This is a genomic window from Enterobacter mori LMG 25706, from assembly GCF_000211415.1.
Classification (GTDB): domain Bacteria; phylum Pseudomonadota; class Gammaproteobacteria; order Enterobacterales; family Enterobacteriaceae; genus Enterobacter; species Enterobacter mori.
On the sequence record NZ_GL890775.1, the window covers coordinates 128,444 to 146,945 of the forward strand.

Sequence of the window (18,502 nt, forward strand, 5' to 3'; positions counted from 1 at the left end):
ATTCCCAAAAATGATGAATGATGAAATCTATTACAACAAAGAGAGCATTCAGGAAGAGTGGAATAAACATCTTTCTCAGGATGACTCACACCGCTCCGGGATACGATTCTGCCGGCGGATCCGGCTGGCGCGCGTGGTGGGGCTGGCAGCCATGTTTTTCCCGATTGCGGGTGTGCTGGTTACCCATTTTCTCCCAGGCGGCTGGTGGTTATTGTTGGTGGGGTGGGCCTTCGTCTGGCCACATCTCGCCTGGCAACTTGCCTGCCGCTCATCCCAACCGTTTTGCAGTGAAATCGTTAACCTGAAGGTAGATGCAATCATCGCCGGTGTCTGGATTGGCCTGATGGGCCTGAATGCACTGCCCACGGCGGCGCTGATCATGATGATCGGCATGAATATGATGGGATCGGGCGGTTTTCGGCTGTTTATTGCCGGTATTATCATTACCTTGTTTTCCGCTATGGTCACGCTGCAGCTGAACGGCAGCATGATTACGCTTTACTCTGAGCCGCTGGAGTGGTGGCTGACGCTACCGGTTCTGATACTGTACCCGATGCTGTTTGCCTGGGTCAGTCACCGGACGGCGGTTCGGCTGGCTGAGCATAAACGGCGGCTTGAGCTAATGAGCACGCGCGACGGGATGACGGGGGTGTTCAATCGCCGCCACTGGGAAACGCTTTTACGCAATGAATATGAGCAATGCCGTCGCAGCCATCAAACGGCGACAATATTGCTCATCGACATTGATCACTTTAAGAGCATTAACGATACATGGGGCCATGACGTCGGCGATGAAGCGATAGTGGCTATCACCCGCCAGCTGCAGTTGACGCTACGCTCGTGTGATTTTATTGGCCGTTTTGGTGGCGATGAATTTGCCGTGATTATGTCCGGTACGCCTGCGGAAAGTGCTATTGCCGCGATGTCCCGTGTACACGAACGTCTGGTCAACATGCCGCTACCCGGAGCACCTTCAGAAAGGATCCGTATTAGCGTCGGGGTTGCCCCCTGGGGACCGCAATTCGGACACTACCGCGAATGGTTAAAAGCAGCAGATGTTGCCCTCTATAAAGCGAAAAATGCCGGACGAGGTCGCACCGAAGTGGCAGCCTGACGCCCGGCTCTGTTTATCAGGATTTACTCAGCTTCTCTGATTTTTCCATGCATTTTGCCATCGCCTCGATGACGGCAGCACGGAATCCGCGCTCTTCCAGCACGCGCACGGCTTCAATCGTTGTGCCGCCCGGAGAGCAGACCATATCCTTCAGTTCACCCGGATGTTTACCCGTCTCCAGCACCATTTTGGCTGAGCCCATGACGGCCTGCGCGGCAAATTTATACGCCTGCGCGCGCGGCATACCGCCCAGCACCGCAGCATCCGCCATCGCTTCAATAAACATAAAGACATACGCGGGGGCCGAACCGCTTACGCCGACAACCGGATGGATCATCGCTTCAGAAATGACTTCTGCCTCACCGAAGCAGCGGAAAATGTTCAGGACATCCGCCACGTCTTCGGCGGTGACCAGCGCGTTAGGGGTGATAGATGTCATCCCGGCGTTCACCAGAGAAGGGGTATTTGGCATCGCGCGGACGATTTTACGGTCGTGACCGAGCGCGCGAGCCAGCTGGTCGAGCGTCACACCGGCGGCAATGGACACCACCAGCGTCTCTTTATTCAGACTGGAGGTGATATCCCTCCGCACTTTGATCATGATGTTCGGCTTCACGGCACCAAAGACGATATCCGCGACCTGGGCGACGTCCTGTGCGCTTTCGGCGGCGTTCATACCGTACTCATCATGCAACGCCGCGACTTTATCCGGTGATGGGGTATAGACCCAAATCTGTCCCGGCAGTACCTGCCCGCTGGCGATCAGGCCACCCAGGATGGCTTTGCCCATGTTACCGCAGCCGATAAACCCGATTTTCTTGTCCATCACGTCTCTCCGTTATTATGCGTTGTTATCTCTGATTGATAGGCTTATAGCTTAACAACGAAAAGCAGGCGACAATAGCCGTCAATGCGATACAAGGGTGACAATATGGCGATTTGGGTTGATGCGGATGCCTGTCCGAATGTGATTAAAGAGATTTTGTTCCGCGCCGCCGAGCGCGTGCAGATGCCATTAACGTTGGTGGCGAACCAGAATATCCGCGTGCCGCCTTCCCGGTTCATCCGCTCTTTGCGCGTACCGGCCGGGTTCGATGTGGCGGATAACGAGATTGTGCGTCTGTGCAGCGCCGAGGATTTAGTGATCACGGCGGATATCCCCCTGGCCGCAGAAGTGCTGGAGAAAGGGGCGGCAGCGCTGAACCCGCGTGGTGAACGTTATTCGCCGTCGACCATTCGCGAAAAGCTCACCATGCGCGATTTTATGGACACCATGCGCGCCAGCGGCGTGCAGACTGGCGGGCCTGATAGCCTGTCTCAGCGTGACCGTCAGCAGTTTGCTGCCGAGCTGGATAAATGGCTGCTGGAAGTGAAGCGCCGCACGGCGTAATGATAACCATTGTCAAAATGTGGTACAGTGTGGCCTCCACAGGGTTGTCATCCCGTACCGCTTTGCAGTAAAGTAAACGCAACATCTTCTGCAATCATTTCTTTACAGTCTTCAGCCTTCCGGCATCAAGGGGAAACACCTGGTTATGAACCCACCCATCTTTTTAGTTGGCCCTCGAGGCTGTGGGAAAACCACCGTTGGCCTGGAACTGGCGCGCGTGTGCCAGAGTCAATTTGTTGATACCGATCACTGGCTTCAGGAACATGCGGCTCAAACCATCGCAGAGATTGTCGAAAAAGAGGGCTGGGAGAGCTTTCGCGCGCGTGAAACCGCCGCGCTGGAAGCGGTAACGTCACCTGCAACTATCATTGCAACGGGTGGGGGCATTATCCTGGCGGAGTACAACCGGCAGTTTATGCGCGAAAAAGGGATTGTGATTTATCTCTGCGCGGCGGTCTCTACCCTTGTTGGACGTCTTGAAGCGTTTCCGGAAGAGGGGCAGCGTCCTGCGCTGACCGCGAAGCCGCTCAGCGAAGAAGTGAGTGAGGTGCTTGCGGAACGCGATGCGTTATACCGCGAGGCGGCACACCACGTTGTGGATGCCTCTGCTTCACCTGAAGAGGTTGTTATTCAGATTATTACCGCCCTTCGTTTGGCCTGCGCCAGCTAACTGCCGTCTATACTCATAGCTCAGACATAAAAAAAGGATGAGCTATGCCAACCAGACCTCCCTATCCGCGTGAAGCACGCATTGTTACCGTTGAAAAGGGTCATGCCGACCATACCGTGACCTGGTATCAGCTGCGTGCCGATCACCCCAAACCCGATTCGCTGATCAGCGAACATGAAACCGAACAAGAAGCGCTGGATGCGAAACGGCGTTACGAAGATCCCGATAAGTCCTGATTAAATTCCTAAACCACGCAAAACCGTGCCTGAATCACATTTTTAACGCATCGTGAATGTTAAGCACGGGTTAATATTTAGTTATTACAGGGTGATTCGGCATGGGCCTGGGATCTTTACATTTCGGTGCAGAGATCCCCTGCTACGCTTGGTGCTGTTTTGTTGAAAAAACGAACGGTGCAGCGTAGTGAGCCTGTACCTGTGTAACGGTTGTGGTAGTAATGGAAGGCGATCAAAATGAAGGCGACATTGGCGATCCTCACTATTGGTGTGGTCCCTGTAAGCGAAGTATTACCGCTCTTAACCGAGCATGTCTCTGAGCAACAGATCGCTCATCTTAGCCTGTTGGGTAAGATGAGTCGTGAAGAGGTCATGGAAGACTACGCGGTGGATGAAGGGGAAGATCCCCTCGCGACGTTATTAAGTGACGGTAAACTGGCGCATGTGTCACGCCAGAAAATCGAGCGCGCGCTTCAGGGTGTTATTGAAGTGCTCGATAATCAGGGTTATGACGTCATTTTATTAATGAGCACGGCACCGATAACAGGACTGGTTGCGCGTAATGCGATTTTGCTGGAACCGATGAGAATTATTCCGCCGCTGGTGGCCTCGATTGTCGACGGTCATCAGGTGGGGGTCATTGTTCCCATCGAGGAACTGATGGATAACCAGGAGGCAAAATGGCAGGTGCTGGAAAAAGTCCCGCTGTATGCGCTGGCTAATCCGTTCTGGGACAGTGAAGCGGCGCTCATTGCCGCAGGACGGGAGCTGATGGAGAGAGGCGCGGATGTGTTGATTCTGGACTGCCTCGGCTTCCCTCAGCACCATCGCGATTTACTGCAAAAAGCACTCGATATACCGGTGCTGTTGTCCAATGTTCTGATGGCGCGTCTGGCGTCTGAATTACTGGTGTAATGATTTTGCGTGACAGGCCATGAGCATGGCCCCTATAGTGGATTTTTATCTATAAATATAAGGGCCAGTTCATGCTTCAAAGTAACGAATACTTTTCCGGTAAAGTGAAATCCATCGGTTTTACCAGCAGCAGCACTGGCCGCGCCAGTGTCGGCGTTATGGCGGAAGGGGCATATACCTTTGGCACTGCGGAAGCAGAAGAGATGACGGTTGTTAGCGGTGCGCTGAACGTCTTACTGCCGGGTGAAACGGAATGGAAAGTTTACGCTGCCGGGCAAGTATTCAACGTCCCTGCCCACAGTGAATTCCATCTGCAGGTTGCTGAGCCTACCTCTTATCTGTGCCGCTATCTGAAATAAAAAATAAGCCGGGTGGCGTTAACGCTTACCCGGCCTACGTTTTGTCTGTTATCTCTGCGCTTCGCCGCCGAGACCTTCCACCAGATTCTGAATCAACGCGGCCAGCTCGCCGGTCATCAGGATGAAGTCCGCGTCAAAACGCTGGGCATAATCTTCCCGGTCGATATCTTCGTTCTGATCGCGCAACTCATCGCAGAACTTGAGGCGTTTCACCGAGCCGTCATCGCACATCATGAACTGAATGCGCTGCTGCCAGTCGAGTGCCAGCTTGGTCACGACTTTGCCCGCTTCAATGTGTACGGCGATCTCGTCGCTCACCAGATCCTGCTTTTTCGCGCGGATCACACCGCCATCTTCCAGCAGGGCTTTCAGCTCCGCTTCATCCAGGATCTGGAAACCTTGCGCGGCAGTCCCGCTGCGTACCCACTCGGTCAGCGTCAGCTCAATCGGCGTTTCCAGCGCCAGCGGAACGACCGGTAAAGAGCCGATGCTTTTGCGCAGCAGGGCCAGCGTGTCTTCTGCTTTCTTGGCGCTGGCGCAGTCCACCATGATCAGCCCGTTTACGGTGTCGATCCACATCATGGTCTGGCTGAAGCGGCTAAACGCGCGAGGCAGCAGGGAGTGCAGCACTTCGTCTTTCAGCGAATCTTTTTCGGTCTTTTTCAGCTTGCGGCCCTGTTCGGCTTCCAGCTTGAAAATTTTCGCTTCGAGCGCCTGCTTGACGACCGGCGTAGGGAGGATTTTTTCCTCTTTACGCGCACAAACGATGATTTGACCGGTGCTGCTGGCGTGGGTCAGGGCATCGCTTTGTGAACCCATTGGCGGAACCCAACCGGTTTTTGCCATATCCTGGCTACCGCAAGGGGAAAAGGTGTAAGCGGCTAACTGTTTTTCCATCTCTTCTGCACGCAGCGAAACGTCGCGGCTGAGACGGTAAACCATCAAATTTTTGAACCACAGCATGATAATTTCCACGGCCTTGTCGTTAAATCAGCGGGCATGATAACGAATTGTCGCATCGCTTGCATTGCTAATCGGGTAGGCGGCTTCTACTCTGTTGATAATCAAAATAATGAGGAGTCTCTTGTGCGTATTGGGATCGATTTAGGCGGCACCAAAACTGAAGTGATTGCGTTGAGCGAGCAGGGGGAACAGCTGTTTCGCCACCGCTTGCCTACGCCGCGTGATGATTATCACCAGACTATCGAGACGATTGCCCGGCTGGTTGAGATGGCCGAGCAGGCAACAGGGCAGACGGGCAGCGTTGGAATGGGGATCCCCGGGTCGATCTCGCCGTACACCGGCGTGGTGAAAAACGCCAACTCTACGTGGCTCAACGGCCAGCCGTTTGATAAAGATTTGAGCGCGCGTCTTAAACGCGATGTGCGTCTGGCTAACGATGCCAACTGTCTGGCGGTATCGGAAGCTATCGACGGTGCAGCTGCAGGCGCCCAGACCGTTTTTGCGGTCATTATCGGTACGGGCTGCGGCGCGGGTGTGGCCTTCGGCGGTCGCGCCCACATTGGTGGCAACGGCACGGCGGGCGAGTGGGGGCATAATCCATTACCGTGGATGGACGAAGACGAACTTAACTATCGCGCGGAAGTGCCGTGCTACTGCGGAAAGCAGGGCTGTATCGAGACCTTTATTTCCGGTACGGGGTTTGCTACGGACTACCATCGCCTGAGCGGGCAGCCGCTGAAGGGGAATGAGATTATGCGTCTGGTTGAAGAACAGGATCCGGTCGCAGAACTGGCGCTTAGCCGGTATGAAATGCGGCTGGCGAAATCGCTGGCGCACGTGGTTAACATTCTCGATCCGGATGTGATCGTGCTTGGCGGTGGGATGAGCAACGTTGACCGGCTGTATGCCACGGTGCCGAACCTGGTGAAACAGTGGGTCTTCGGCGGCGAGTGTGAAACCCCGATCCGCAAAGCGGTGCATGGGGATTCCAGCGGCGTGCGCGGCGCGGCGTGGTTGTGGCCAGAATAAACGTTTTTTCCCTCTCCCTGTGGGAGAGGGCCAGGGTGAGGGCACCAGACCGCACCGCCCCCCATTTATTCCACCGCAAACACCTTATCCAGCCTGCTATACCCCAGCCCGTTAATCTTCTTCACCTTGATCTGCACCGGAATGCGCTCTTTCATCGCTTCAACGTGGCTGATCACGCCGATGGTTTTGCCGGTGGCGTTCAGCGCGTCGAGCGCATCCAGCGCGGTATCCAACGTTTCGCTGTCCAGCGTGCCGAATCCTTCGTCGAGGAACAGGGAATCGATCCGCGTCTTGTGACTCACTAAATCCGACAGCGCCAGGGCCAGCGCCAGGCTCACCAGGAAGCTTTCGCCGCCCGAGAGCGTACGGGTATCGCGCACCGCGTCCGCCTGCCAGGTATCGACCACTTCCAGCTCCAGCGCATCGCTGACTTTCCGCTGAAGCAGATAGCGTCCGTGCAGGCGATTAAGCTGTTGATTAGCGAGCCAGACCAGATTATCCAGCGTCAGCCCCTGAGCGAATTTACGGAATCGGTCGCCGGTGCTGGAGCCAATCAGGGAGTTCAGATAGCCCCAGTCGTCCGCCAGGCGCGCGGCCTCTTCTATTTGCTGCATAAGCGCCTGCTGGTGCAGACGGTTATCGCTGTCCTGCTTGAGCTGCTGGCGGATCTCACCCTGATGCGTAGTGTTCTCACGAAGTTGATGTGCCAGTTGCTGCAATTGCGTTTGTAATGTTTGAACATCGGCGTCCAGCCCTTCCGGACGCAGCGCCTGATGGTCCTCTCGCTGCCGGGTCGCTTGCGCGGAGAGCGCTGTCGCCTGCTGTACCTGGTTTTCCAGCGTCTGCTTTAGCTGCTCAAGTCGTCGAACGGTGTCGGCATCCAGCAGCGCAGAAAGGAACGCGTCTTGATCCTCAAAACAACTTTCCGCCAGTGCCGTGGCGAATTGCGCCTGTGACTGCTGCAAACGTTCGTTCTCCAGCGCCTCCTGCTGTTGCTGCGCGGTAAGCTGACTTTGCAGCGACACGCATTCGTCATGAATTTCGCGCCAGTTCGCGGGGATCGCCGTTTCGGCTTCAGTGGCCTCCGTTGCCGGAAGGGTATCGAGCAGCGGCGTCAGGGCGTTAATACGTTCCAGCGTCGCGCCATGCTGGGTCTGTTTCTCCTGCCACTGCGCGTATTCGCTTTCACGTGAGGCGAGCCAGACGGATTCAGTGCCTGCATCCGGAATACCCAGCGACAGCGTATGCAGGGACGTTTCCACTGCCTGACGCGTCGCCGCCAGCTGTTGCTGGTACTGACGTTCCTGTTCTTCCTGCTCGCTAAGCTGGGTTTGTAGGGTCAAACGCTGGCTGAGCTGATAAAGCTGCTGCTCGTAGTGCTCCTGCTCGCTCATCCAGGGGGCAATATCCTCCTGAATATTCAGCGTAATATTCAGAGAAGCACACACTTCCAGCCACTCTTTAGTGAGCGCTTGCTCTTCCTGAGAGAGCGCCTGCGCTTCGTCTGTCTCGCGTTGGATCTGCTGTGACAGGGCGTTAACCTGGCCGAGAACTAACAAACCTTCGTCTTTAAGTGCGGCGACCTCTTTAGCTAACTGATCGCGGCGGCGTTGATTTTCACTGAGTTCCAGCGCCTGGTATGCCGTCACGGCCGGATGGGTAGTGGAGCCGCACAGCGGGCAAGATAGCCCGGCCTGGAGTTGAGCACGCTCCGCCTCAAGGCTTTTGATTTTCTCTTCCTGCCTGCAGAGTGTTTCAACGTCCAGATAGTGCTGGTTTTTTTCTTTATACTGCTGGCGGCGCTGTGCCAGCGTTTCGTTAAGCGCGACCAGCCCGGTCTGTGCTTTTTGGACGCTTTCGGCGTTCTGACGCTGACGTTTTTGCAGCGGTTGATAGCGGGCATGGAGAGCGGTCAGGCGCTGGCGCGCAGACCGGGTTTGCGCCCGTTGCTCCATCGCCATTGCGACCTCGTCAGCCGTCAGCGTGAGAGAACTTTCTGGCAGACCCGTCAGCTTATGGCGTAATTCAGTGATGCGCGCAGCAAGCGTAGTCAGCTGATTTTTATCGCGATTTAGCTGAGAGAAGTGAGCCCGCCAGCCTGCAATCTCCTGGCCCCACAGGCGGTACCGATCGTGGTCTGTCAGCCACTGTGCCAGTGCCGCCAGTTCTGTCTGAAGCTGCGTATGAGTATGCAAAGCGCCGTTGCGGATCCGCGAGCGCAAGGCGGTTTTTTCCAGTAAGCGAGTATTTACTTCAACAATACGCTGCTTTGTTTGCGCCAGGCGTGATGCCTGTTCTTGCTGATGTTCCCACAGCGGGCGGAGCTGGGACGCGGGTTGCGCGAGCTGGAGCTTTGCCAGATCGGGGGCTGCATCAGTCAGCGCCTGTTGCGTCTGCTGCTGTAAGGTCGCGGCGCGCTGCTGTTCGCGGATAAGCTCTTCGCTGCGCGTAAGCCACTGAAATTCTTTCTGATGGTTCTGCTGCTGCGCCAGCAGGGTTTTCTCTTCGTCAGTAAGTGCCTGCAAACTTTGCTGCAACTGCTGCTGCTGTTCTTCACTCAACAGGACAACGCCCGCCGCTTGCGCTTCGCACATCTCAAGCGCATTGCGCGCGGCTTTGTGTTTTTCAAACACCATGGCGGAAATCTGGCCGTAGATCTCGGTGCCGGTAAGTTCCTCGAGTAGCTCCGCGCGATCGCTCGGTTTGGCATTCAGGAAGGCGGCAAACTGTCCCTGAGAGAGCAGCATCGAGCGGGTAAAACGGCCGTAGTCCAGCCCGGTAAGTGCTGCCGTTTGTTCCAGTTTATCCGTCACTTTGTCGGCAAGGATTTTTCCGTCCTCGCAGCGTGCCAGCTCCACGCGCGGGGCCTGCAGGTTCCCGTCAGGCTGATTGCGCGCACGGTTCTGGCTCCAGAACGCGCGATAGGCGATGCCCTTTACCTCGAACTCCACTTCCGCCAGGCACTCGGCGGTGTCGCGCGTCATCAGGTCGTTTTGCGCCTGAGAGACCTTTTGCAGTCGTGGCGTTTCGTGGTAAAGCGCCAGGCAGATGGCGTCGAGCAGGGTGGTTTTCCCGGCACCGGTGGCACCGGTAATGGCAAACAGCCCATTGCTGGCAAACGGCTCAGCGGTAAAGTCGATTTTCCACTCGCCCTTGAGCGAGTTCAGGTTTTTCAGGCGCAGGCTGAGAATTTTCATGCATTTTCTCCCTCATCGTTAAGCGCATGCAGGGTATGCGTGAACAGCTCGTTGAGCCTTACTCGCTTCGCGTCGTCAATCTCTTCCTGAGACAACCGGCGCTCAAACACCTCTTCGACCCGCAGTTCACTGAGCGTTTCACGCTGCGCACCTGACAGAATTTTCTCGCGCTGCTCCCGGCTGCGGCGAACCAGTAAGACCTCGACGGGCAGATCCTCCGTCAGCACCTGAATTTTTCTTTGCATATCATGCAGGTAGTCATCGGTGGTGATTTCGATATCCAGCCAGACGGGCGGAACCTGCTCGACACCACGCCACTGCTCAAGCTGTTCAGTGATGGCCGCCAGATCGCCTTTTAGCACCGCCAGCGGCTGGGTGACGGGCACGTCCAGCGTCTCGACAGCGCTGAGTTTTCCGTCGGTAAAACTGACCAGATGCACGGATTTGGCTTTGCCTGTTTCATCGAAGCTGAGTGAAATGGGCGAGCCGCAATAGCGGATATGCTCGCAGCCGCCGACGATCTGCGCGCGGTGAATGTGCCCGAGCGCGATGTAGTCGGCAGGCGGGAAGTTCTGCGCCGGGAAGGCATCCAGCGTGCCGATATAGATGTCACGTACGGCGTCACTTTTACTGGCACCAACGGTGGTGAGATGCCCGGTCGCAATCACCGGGATTGCCGCTTCGCCGCGCAAGGCGCAGGCATCGGTATGCTGCTGGTGATAATAATCAGTGATAGCCTGTAATAAATGCTGTTGCTTTTCGCCGCCGGAAAGTCCCGCCTGGCTTTGTACGATATCGCGCGGGCGCAAAAACGGAATGGGGCACAGCACGGCACCCGGCGTGCCGTCACGTTTTTTCAGGATCTGCGGGGCATGTCCGGCGCTGGCCACCACGGTGGTATTGAGAAACGCCAGAATATCGCGGGATTCATTCAGCGTGGCCACAGAATCGTGGTTTCCGGCGACAATCACCAGATGGCAGCCGGTCTGCTGCAGATTCACCACGAAACGGTTATAGAGCTCACGCGCATAGCTCGGTGGGGAACCGGTATCGAAGATGTCACCCGCGACAATAATCGCATCGACGTCATGCGATTGTGCCGTCTCCAGCAGCCAGTTCAGGAAGGCTTCGTGTTCCGCCGCCCGGCTTTTGCTGTAAAAGTTTTGACCCAGATGCCAGTCTGAAGTGTGAAGTATGCGCATAGCTGATCCGTGGCGAAAAGAGTTGATGGCGATTATAAACGCTCAGGGGATGGAAAATAACCGCTGTAATAAAACAACAGTTTGCCATTTATGGTGGTAATGTTTTTCATAAATCTGTCATAAATCTGACGCATAATGACGCCGCATTACAAACTTGTAACTTAAATAAGATAAGACAGGGCAAAGTATGGCGAGACGTATTCTGGTCGTAGAAGATGAAGCTCCAATTCGTGAAATGGTGTGCTTCGTGCTCGAACAAAATGGCTTCCAGCCGGTTGAAGCGGAAGATTATGACAGCGCGGTGAACCAGCTGAATGAACCCTGGCCCGATCTGATTCTGCTTGACTGGATGTTGCCTGGCGGCTCTGGACTGCAGTTTATCAAACATCTTAAACGTGAAGCGATGACCCGCGATATTCCGGTGGTCATGCTGACTGCGCGCGGTGAAGAAGAGGATCGCGTGCGCGGTCTGGAAACCGGCGCGGACGATTACATCACCAAGCCGTTCTCCCCCAAAGAACTGGTTGCTCGTATCAAAGCCGTTATGCGCCGCATTTCGCCGATGGCGGTAGAAGAGGTGATTGAGATGCAGGGCCTGAGCCTTGACCCCACCTCACACCGCGTGATGACGGGCGAAAATCCCCTCGACATGGGGCCTACCGAATTCAAACTCTTGCACTTCTTTATGACCCACCCGGAACGTGTCTACAGTCGCGAGCAGTTGCTGAATAACGTCTGGGGAACTAACGTGTATGTGGAAGACCGGACGGTTGATGTGCATATTCGCCGCCTGCGTAAAGCGCTGGAGCTGAGCGGTCACGATCGCATGGTGCAGACGGTCCGCGGTACGGGTTATCGTTTTTCGACCCGTTTCTGAACAGTGACAGGAGTGTGACGCGTGCTGGAACGTCTGTCATGGAAAAGGCTCGTCTTTGAACTGATCTTATGCTGTATTCCGGCCTTCATTTTGGGGGCCATCGTTGGGCATCTGCCGTGGTTTTTGCTGGCGGCAGTGACCGGGTTACTCGTCTGGCATTTCTGGAACTTACTGCGCCTCTCCTGGTGGCTGTGGGTAGACAGAAGCATGACCCCTCCGCCGGGAAGCGGCAGCTGGGAACCGCTGCTGTATGGCCTGCACCAGATGCAGATGCGTAATAAAAAACGTCGTCGCGAGCTGGGAAGCTTAATCAAACGCTTTCGCAGCGGCGCAGAGTCGCTGCCGGATGCCGTCATTCTGACCACTGAAGAAGGCACCATTTTCTGGTGTAACGGTCTGGCGCAACAGCTGCTGGGCCTGCGCTGGCCGGACGATAATGGGCAAAATATCCTTAACCTGCTGCGTTATCCGGAGTTCACGCTGTATCTGAAAAAGCGTGATTTTACGGGGCCGCACAATCTGAGGCTCAACAACGGGCGTCATCTGGAAATCCGCGTGATGCCTTACAGCGATCGGCAGTGGCTGATGGTGGCGCGGGATGTCACCCAGATGCACCAGCTGGAAGGGGCGAGACGCAACTTCTTCGCGAACGTGAGCCACGAATTACGCACCCCGTTGACCGTGCTTCAGGGCTACCTGGAGATGATGCAGGAGCAAACGCTCGAAGGTGCGCCGCGTGAAAAAGCGCTGCACACCATGCGCGAGCAAACGCACCGTATGGAAGGCCTGGTCAAGCAGCTGCTGACGCTCTCGAAGATTGAAGCCGCGCCTTCACTGGCACTGAATGACACCATCGATGTGCCGATGATGCTGCGGGTGGTGGAGCGGGAAGCGCAAACGTTAAGCCATAAAAAACATCACATTAGCTTTGAGGTCGACAGTACCCTGAAGGTGCTCGGCAGTGAAGATGAACTGCGCAGCGCCATCTCCAACCTGGTGTATAACGCGGTGAATCATACGCCGGAAGGGACCCATATCGTGGTGCGCTGGCAGCGTGTTACCGCGGGCGCTGAGTTTAGCGTTGAGGACAACGGGCCGGGGATTGCCCCTGAGCACATACCGCGTCTGACCGAGCGATTCTACCGTGTGGATAAAGCGCGCTCGCGGCAGACCGGGGGAAGCGGCCTGGGGCTGGCGATTGTGAAACACGCGGTGAATCATCATGAAAGCCGTCTTGATATTCAGAGTACGCTGGGTAAAGGAACCCGCTTCAGCTTTGTTATTCCGGAACGATTAATTGCCAAAAAGATCGCCTGACGGCAGGCGTGTCATTTTACCTTTCCACGGGCCAGCATTTGCTGGCCCGTTTGCTTTGCTGTCAAGCGAAACGCGAGTGAATATTATACGGTTGATGCTTTTTTGTTCGCATGATTAGCCATGGGTTTTTCTTATAATTAGTGCATTGTGCTGGTCTGTTTTTTCATGCTGGCATATTGTTCTGGTTTTACGATCCCTCCTTGCCTTTAAACGTTATAAGCGTTTAAATTGCCCCCCAGATACTGTCAGACCGACTGTATTTGCGTGGTAAATCGAAAAACTATTCTTCTCCACGCCAGGACGGGAGCATTTCCCGCTGAAATTGAGCAAATTTTCCGCTGTATCGTCCCGACAGGGATAGCGAAAATCTCAACGTTTTCAACACCACATCCACAGGCAGTAAGGTTTTATGACCCATCACTTAAAATCGCGTGACATCATCGCGCTGGGCTTTATGACATTTGCGCTGTTCGTTGGCGCAGGTAACATCATTTTCCCTCCAATGGTTGGCTTACAGGCGGGTGAACACGTCTGGACAGCTGCGTTTGGCTTCCTGATTACTGCCGTGGGTCTACCGGTTCTCACCGTTGTCGCGCTGGCGAAAGTCGGTGGCGGCGTGGACAGCCTCAGCACCCCGATTGGCAAAGTGGCTGGCGTTCTGCTGGCGACCGTCTGCTATCTGGCCGTTGGTCCGCTGTTTGCGACCCCGCGTACGGCGACCGTTTCCTTTGAAGTGGGGATTGCTCCGCTGACGGGTGACGGCGCGATGCCGCTGTTTATCTACAGCCTGATCTACTTCGCGATTGTGATTCTGGTTTCCCTCTACCCGGGCAAATTGCTGGATACCGTGGGTAACTTCCTGGCGCCGCTGAAAATTGTGGCCCTGATCGTGCTGGCGGTAGCCGCTATCGTCTGGCCTGCAGGCCCGATTAGCGACGCGATGGACGCCTATAAAAATGCTGCGTTCTCCAACGGCTTTGTAAACGGCTATCTGACGATGGATACGCTGGGCGCGATGGTGTTTGGTATCGTTATCGTCAATGCCGCGCGTTCCCGCGGCGTGACTGAAGCGCGCCTGCTGACTCGCTATACCATCTGGGCTGGCCTGATGGCCGGTGTGGGTCTGACGCTGCTGTATCTGGCACTGTTCCGCCTGGGTTCCGACAGCGCCATGCTGGTCGATCAGAACGCCAACGGTGCAGCTATCCTGCACGCTTACGTTCAGCACACCTTCGGTGGTGCGGGCAGCATGCTGCTGGCGGCGCTTATTTTCCTGGCGTGTCTGGTGACGGCGGTTGGCCTGACCTGTGCCTGCGCAGAGTTCTTTGCACAGTATCTGCCGCTCTCTTACCGCACCCTGGTGTTTATCCTCGGCATCTTCTCTATGGCGGTGTCCAACCTCGGTCTGAGCCACCTGATTCAGGTCTCTATTCCGGTACTGACGGCGATTTATCCGCCGTGTATCGTGCTGGTGGTGCTGAGCTTTACTCGCCCGTGGTGGAACAACTCGTCGCGAATTATCGCGCCAGCCATGTTTATCAGCCTGATTTTTGGTATCCTTGACGGGATTAAAGCATCAGCTTTCGCAGACATCCTGCCTGCATGGACACAGCGTCTGCCGCTGTCTGAGCAAGGCCTGGCCTGGCTGATGCCTACCGTTGTTGCACTGGTTCTGGCGATTATCTGGGACCGTGCTGCAGGGCGTCAGGTCGCATCGAACGCCCATTAATCAACGGCAACAAACTGTTTAACCACGGGGCTTAAGGCCCCGTGGTTTTTTGTTTTTTTCGTGTTGAATGGCAAGATTTAAATGGAAAGCACTAACAAACTTAAACGTGGATTGAGCACGCGCCACATCCGCTTTATGGCGCTGGGCTCGGCTATCGGCACCGGTCTTTTTTATGGCTCGGCAGATGCCATTAAAATGGCCGGTCCCAGCGTTCTGCTGGCGTACATCATCGGCGGCGTGGCGGCCTATATCATCATGCGCGCGCTGGGTGAGATGTCGGTTCACAACCCGTCAGCCAGCTCCTTCTCGCGCTACGCGCAGGAAAACTTAGGCCCGCTGGCCGGGTTTATCACCGGCTGGACCTACTGCTTTGAAATCCTGATTGTGGCGATTGCCGACGTGACCGCGTTTGGCATTTATATGGGCGTCTGGTTCCCGGCGGTGCCGCACTGGATATGGGTGCTGAGCGTGGTGCTGATCATCTGCGCCGTCAACCTGATGAGCGTGAAGGTGTTTGGTGAGCTGGAGTTCTGGTTCTCCTTCTTTAAAGTCGCGACCATTATCATCATGATCCTCGCCGGTTTCGGCATCATCATCTGGGGTATTGGTAACGGCGGCCAGCCGACCGGTATCCATAACTTGTGGAGCAACGGCGGCTTCTTCAGTAACGGCTGGCTCGGCATGGTGATGTCGCTCCAGATGGTCATGTTTGCCTACGGCGGTATCGAGATAATCGGTATTCCCGCTGGTGAAGCGAAAGACCCGGAGAAATCCATTCCGCGCGCCATCAACTCGGTGCCGATGCGTATTCTGGTGTTCTATGTGGGTACGCTGTTTGTGATCATGTCCATTTACCCGTGGAACCAGGTAGGCACCAACGGCAGCCCATTTGTTCTGACCTTCCAGCACATGGGCATCGCCTTTGCCGCCAGCATTCTCAACTTTGTAGTACTGACCGCGTCGCTTTCCGCGATCAACAGCGACGTCTTTGGCGTGGGCCGTATGCTGCACGGCATGGCGGAACAGGGCAGTGCGCCGAAGGTGTTCGCCAAAACCTCACGCCGCGGCACGCCGTGGGTGACCGTCGTGGTCATGACCGTGGCGCTGCTGTTCTCGGTTTACCTGAACTACATCATGCCGGAAAATGTCTTCCTGGTGATTGCATCGCTGGCGACTTTCGCGACGGTGTGGGTGTGGATCATGATCCTGCTGTCGCAGATTGCGTTCCGCCGTCGTCTGTCGCCGGATGAGACGAAAGCGCTGAAGTTCAAAGTACCGGGCGGGGTGGCAACCACCGTCGTTGGGCTGATCTTCCTGGTGTTTATCATTGGCCTGATTGGCTACCACCCGGACACCCGTATTTCCCTGTACGTGGGCTTCGCGTGGATTGTTCTACTGCTGGTGGGCTGGATGTTCAAATGCCGCCGCGACCGTCAGCTGGCGGAAGCACAGTAAGGTAAAAATGCCGGGTGGCGCTGCGCTTACCCGGCCTACACTCCCTTTTGCCCCGGAAAAAAATCTCCTCCTCCTTTCTCCTCCCCCAATAATCCCGATCGTGATGAGCTATCCTTAACCACCCTGTGGCAAGGTGACGTCAATTTCATCAAAGGGGATTCGTGATGTTAAACGCCTGGCACCTACCGGTTGCCCCATTTGTTAAGCAAAACAAAGACAACCTTGTGATTACGCTCTGGCTGGCGGGGGAAAACCAGCCTGAACGCGTGACGCTCCGCGCCGAAATAGATAACGAAGAGACCGGGCTGAAAATGCACAAGCTGCGCAGCCAGCCGCAGCCGGGGATCACGGCGTGGCGAGCGAATATCGACCTGAGTAGCGGACAGCCGCGTCGCCGTTACAGCTTCAAACTGTTGTGGAACAACCGTCAGCTGTGGTTTACCCCGCAGGGGTTTAGTCGTTTCCCGCCCGCACGGCTGGAGCAGTTTGCGGTCGATTACCCGGATAATGGCCCGCAGTGGGTTAACGATCAGGTCTTTTACCAGATTTTCCCGGACCGCTTTGCGCGCAGCGAAAAGCGCACCGCACAGCAGGATAAGGTTTATTACCACCACGCGGCGGGTCACGACGTCATTATGAAAGCGTGGGATGACCCGGTGACGGCGCAGGCTGGCGGCTCGACCTTTTACGGCGGCGATCTCGACGGTATCAGCGAAAAACTGCCGTACCTGAAAAAGCTTGGCGTGACGGCGCTCTACCTGAACCCGGTGTTTAAAGCCCCAAGCGTGCACAAATACGATACGCAGGATTATCGCCACGTTGACGAACAGTTTGGCGGTGACGAGGCGCTGCTGCGCCTGCGTAAGAACACCCAAAATGAAGGCATGCGCCTGATCCTGGACGGCGTGTTCAACCACAGCGGAGATTCACACGCCTGGTTTGACCGCCATAATCAGTCGATGGGCGGGGCATGTCATAACCCGGACTCGCCGCAGCGCGACTGGTACAGCTTTAGCGAAGATGGACGCGCCCTGGACTGGCTGGGTTACGCCAGCCTGCCGAAGCTGGATTTCCAGTCGCCAACGCTCGTGAATGAAATATACGGCGGCGAAGACAGCATCGTCCGCCACTGGCTGAAAGCGCCGTGGACCATGGACGGCTGGCGTCTGGACGTGGTGCATATGCTCGGTGAAGCGGGCGGCGCGCGGAACAACCTTCAGCACGTCGCGGGGATCACGCGCTCGGCAAAAGCGGCCCAGCCTGAAGCGTTTGTCTTCGGCGAGCACTTTGGCGACGCGCGCCAGTGGCTGCAGAACGATGCGGAAGATGCGGCAATGAACTATCGCGGCTTCACCTTCCCGCTGTGGGGATTCCTCGCTAACACCGATATCTCCTACGATCCGAACCATATAGACGCTGAAACCTGCATGGCGTGGATGGAGAACTATCGCGCCGGTCTGTCTCATCAGCAGCAGCTGCGGATGTTTAACCAGCTCGATAGCCACGACACCGCGCGCTTTAAATCCCTGCTCGGCAAGGATGTGGCGCGTCTGCCGCTGGCGGTGACCTGGCTCTTTACCTGGCCTGGGGTGCCGTGTATTTATTACGGCGACGAAGTGGGGCTGGACGGCAACAACGATCCGTTCTGCCGCAAAACCTTCCCGTGGGAGCCGGCGAAACAGGACAAGGTGCTGTTCAGCCTGTATCAGCGGCTGGCGAAGCTGCGTAAACAGAATCAGGCTCTGCGCTACGGTGGCTGTCAGGTGGTCTATGCGCACGATAACGTGGCGGTGTTTGCCCGCGTCTATAACCAGCAACGCGTGCTGATCGCCATCAACCGGGGCGAGGCCTGCGAAGTGGTGCTCGATGATTCACCGCTGCTGAAGGTGGCGACGTGGAAAATTAAAGAGGGCAAGGCGACGATACAGGACGGCGTGCTGGTGCTGCCTGCGGTATCCGCGACGATCTGGTTCGGCAGCTAAGCGCTGTTAATGTTTCCACCTTTTAAGATGGCGCAAATGCAACTATTTGTGTCAATCTTAACGGATC

Annotated in this window: 16 protein-coding genes; 12 read left to right on the plus strand and 4 right to left on the minus strand. The window is 56.0% G+C overall.

Annotated features, from left to right (window positions below; translation table 11 throughout):
* Positions 1–10 precede the first annotated feature (10 nt).
* Positions 11–1,114 carry a diguanylate cyclase AdrA gene (gene adrA / locus ENTMO_RS0105670; protein ID WP_010428001.1) on the plus strand — a complete coding sequence of 368 codons (1,104 nt, stop codon included), beginning with the start codon at positions 11–13 and terminating at the stop codon, positions 1,112–1,114.
* A 16-nt stretch (positions 1,115–1,130) separates the two neighbouring features.
* Here the strand turns inward: adrA and proC are convergent, their stop codons facing one another.
* Entirely contained in the window at positions 1,131–1,940 is an 810-nt protein-coding gene (gene proC / locus ENTMO_RS0105675) for a pyrroline-5-carboxylate reductase (RefSeq protein ID WP_010428003.1), read from the minus strand.
* Positions 1,941–2,045: 105 nt separating this feature from the next.
* Here proC and ENTMO_RS0105680 point away from each other — a divergent pair, with 105 nt between their 5' ends.
* The 5 genes from ENTMO_RS0105680 (at position 2,046) to ppnP (ending at position 4,684) form a co-directional block, all read left to right on the plus strand.
* Positions 2,046–2,504, plus strand: coding sequence for a YaiI/YqxD family protein (locus ENTMO_RS0105680; RefSeq protein ID WP_010428006.1), 459 nt, complete (start codon positions 2,046–2,048; stop codon positions 2,502–2,504).
* Between the two features lie 145 nt (positions 2,505–2,649).
* Positions 2,650–3,174 (plus strand): shikimate kinase AroL, encoded by a 525-nt coding sequence (gene aroL / locus ENTMO_RS0105685; protein WP_010428008.1) that lies wholly within the window; start codon positions 2,650–2,652, stop codon positions 3,172–3,174.
* A 44-nt stretch (positions 3,175–3,218) separates the two neighbouring features.
* Positions 3,219–3,410, plus strand: coding sequence for a protein YaiA (yaiA, locus tag ENTMO_RS0105690; protein ID WP_010428011.1), 192 nt, complete (start codon positions 3,219–3,221; stop codon positions 3,408–3,410).
* 237 nt (positions 3,411–3,647) lie between these two features.
* The gene (locus ENTMO_RS0105695) at positions 3,648–4,325 is read left to right on the plus strand and encodes an AroM family protein (protein ID WP_010428013.1); all 678 of its coding nucleotides are present in this window, start codon (positions 3,648–3,650) and stop codon (positions 4,323–4,325) included.
* 71 nt (positions 4,326–4,396) lie between these two features.
* Positions 4,397–4,684: a pyrimidine/purine nucleoside phosphorylase gene (gene ppnP / locus ENTMO_RS0105700; RefSeq protein WP_010428016.1), complete on the plus strand. Its 288-nt coding sequence runs from the start codon at positions 4,397–4,399 to the stop codon at positions 4,682–4,684.
* Positions 4,685–4,732: 48 nt separating this feature from the next.
* Here ppnP and rdgC read toward each other — a convergent pair whose 3' ends face one another.
* On the minus strand, positions 4,733–5,647 hold the full coding sequence (gene rdgC, locus ENTMO_RS0105705; RefSeq protein ID WP_010428018.1) for a recombination-associated protein RdgC: 915 nt from the start codon (positions 5,645–5,647) through the stop codon (positions 4,733–4,735).
* A gap of 123 nt (positions 5,648–5,770) precedes the next feature.
* On the opposite strand from rdgC, the gene mak reads away from it, so the two are divergent.
* Entirely contained in the window at positions 5,771–6,676 is a 906-nt protein-coding gene (gene mak / locus ENTMO_RS0105710) for a fructokinase (protein WP_010428020.1), read from the plus strand.
* 65 nt (positions 6,677–6,741) lie between these two features.
* Here mak and sbcC read toward each other — a convergent pair whose 3' ends face one another.
* Both sbcC and sbcD read right to left on the minus strand, forming a co-directional pair.
* A complete protein-coding gene (gene sbcC, locus ENTMO_RS0105715; RefSeq protein ID WP_010428023.1) occupies positions 6,742–9,873 on the minus strand; it encodes an exonuclease subunit SbcC in 3,132 nt (1,043 codons plus the stop codon).
* Positions 9,870–11,075, minus strand: coding sequence for an exonuclease subunit SbcD (gene sbcD / locus ENTMO_RS0105720; RefSeq protein ID WP_010428024.1), 1,206 nt, complete (start codon positions 11,073–11,075; stop codon positions 9,870–9,872). The genes sbcC and sbcD overlap by 4 nt, the downstream gene beginning before the upstream one ends.
* 187 nt (positions 11,076–11,262) lie before the next feature.
* Here sbcD and phoB point away from each other — a divergent pair, with 187 nt between their 5' ends.
* From phoB to malZ, 5 genes are all read left to right on the plus strand, one after another.
* A complete protein-coding gene (phoB, locus tag ENTMO_RS0105725; RefSeq protein WP_010428026.1) occupies positions 11,263–11,952 on the plus strand; it encodes a phosphate response regulator transcription factor PhoB in 690 nt (229 codons plus the stop codon).
* 21 nt (positions 11,953–11,973) lie between these two features.
* Positions 11,974–13,269: a phosphate regulon sensor histidine kinase PhoR gene (gene phoR, locus ENTMO_RS0105730; RefSeq protein ID WP_010428028.1), complete on the plus strand. Its 1,296-nt coding sequence runs from the start codon at positions 11,974–11,976 to the stop codon at positions 13,267–13,269.
* A gap of 409 nt (positions 13,270–13,678) precedes the next feature.
* Positions 13,679–14,998, plus strand: coding sequence for a branched-chain amino acid transporter carrier protein BrnQ (gene brnQ, locus ENTMO_RS0105735; RefSeq protein ID WP_010428030.1), 1,320 nt, complete (start codon positions 13,679–13,681; stop codon positions 14,996–14,998).
* Between the two features lie 81 nt (positions 14,999–15,079).
* On the plus strand, positions 15,080–16,453 hold the full coding sequence (gene proY, locus ENTMO_RS0105740) for a proline-specific permease ProY (RefSeq protein ID WP_010428032.1): 1,374 nt from the start codon (positions 15,080–15,082) through the stop codon (positions 16,451–16,453).
* 164 nt (positions 16,454–16,617) lie between these two features.
* Positions 16,618–18,435 carry a maltodextrin glucosidase gene (malZ, locus tag ENTMO_RS0105745; protein ID WP_041951369.1) on the plus strand — a complete coding sequence of 606 codons (1,818 nt, stop codon included), beginning with the start codon at positions 16,618–16,620 and terminating at the stop codon, positions 18,433–18,435.
* Positions 18,436–18,502: the final 67 nt, after the last annotated feature.

What these genes read in the sequence shown, in the direction of transcription:
- ENTMO_RS0105695 (WP_010428013.1), top strand. Translation starts at nt 3,648, where the DNA reads ATGAAGGCGACATTGGCGATCCTCACTATTGGTGTGGTCCCTGTAAGC.
- proY (WP_010428032.1), top strand. Translation starts at nt 15,080, where the DNA reads ATGGAAAGCACTAACAAACTTAAACGTGGATTGAGCACGCGCCACATC.
- brnQ (WP_010428030.1), top strand. Translation starts at nt 13,679, where the DNA reads ATGACCCATCACTTAAAATCGCGTGACATCATCGCGCTGGGCTTTATG.
- phoB (WP_010428026.1), top strand. Translation starts at nt 11,263, where the DNA reads ATGGCGAGACGTATTCTGGTCGTAGAAGATGAAGCTCCAATTCGTGAA.
- rdgC (WP_010428018.1), bottom strand. Translation starts at nt 5,647, where the DNA reads ATGCTGTGGTTCAAAAATTTGATGGTTTACCGTCTCAGCCGCGACGTT.
- sbcC (WP_010428023.1), bottom strand. Translation starts at nt 9,873, where the DNA reads ATGAAAATTCTCAGCCTGCGCCTGAAAAACCTGAACTCGCTCAAGGGC.
- yaiA (WP_010428011.1), top strand. Translation starts at nt 3,219, where the DNA reads ATGCCAACCAGACCTCCCTATCCGCGTGAAGCACGCATTGTTACCGTT.
- proC (WP_010428003.1), bottom strand. Translation starts at nt 1,940, where the DNA reads ATGGACAAGAAAATCGGGTTTATCGGCTGCGGTAACATGGGCAAAGCC.
- adrA (WP_010428001.1), top strand. Translation starts at nt 11, where the DNA reads ATGATGAATGATGAAATCTATTACAACAAAGAGAGCATTCAGGAAGAG.
- ENTMO_RS0105680 (WP_010428006.1), top strand. Translation starts at nt 2,046, where the DNA reads ATGGCGATTTGGGTTGATGCGGATGCCTGTCCGAATGTGATTAAAGAG.
- aroL (WP_010428008.1), top strand. Translation starts at nt 2,650, where the DNA reads ATGAACCCACCCATCTTTTTAGTTGGCCCTCGAGGCTGTGGGAAAACC.
- ppnP (WP_010428016.1), top strand. Translation starts at nt 4,397, where the DNA reads ATGCTTCAAAGTAACGAATACTTTTCCGGTAAAGTGAAATCCATCGGT.
- sbcD (WP_010428024.1), bottom strand. Translation starts at nt 11,075, where the DNA reads ATGCGCATACTTCACACTTCAGACTGGCATCTGGGTCAAAACTTTTAC.
- malZ (WP_041951369.1), top strand. Translation starts at nt 16,618, where the DNA reads ATGTTAAACGCCTGGCACCTACCGGTTGCCCCATTTGTTAAGCAAAAC.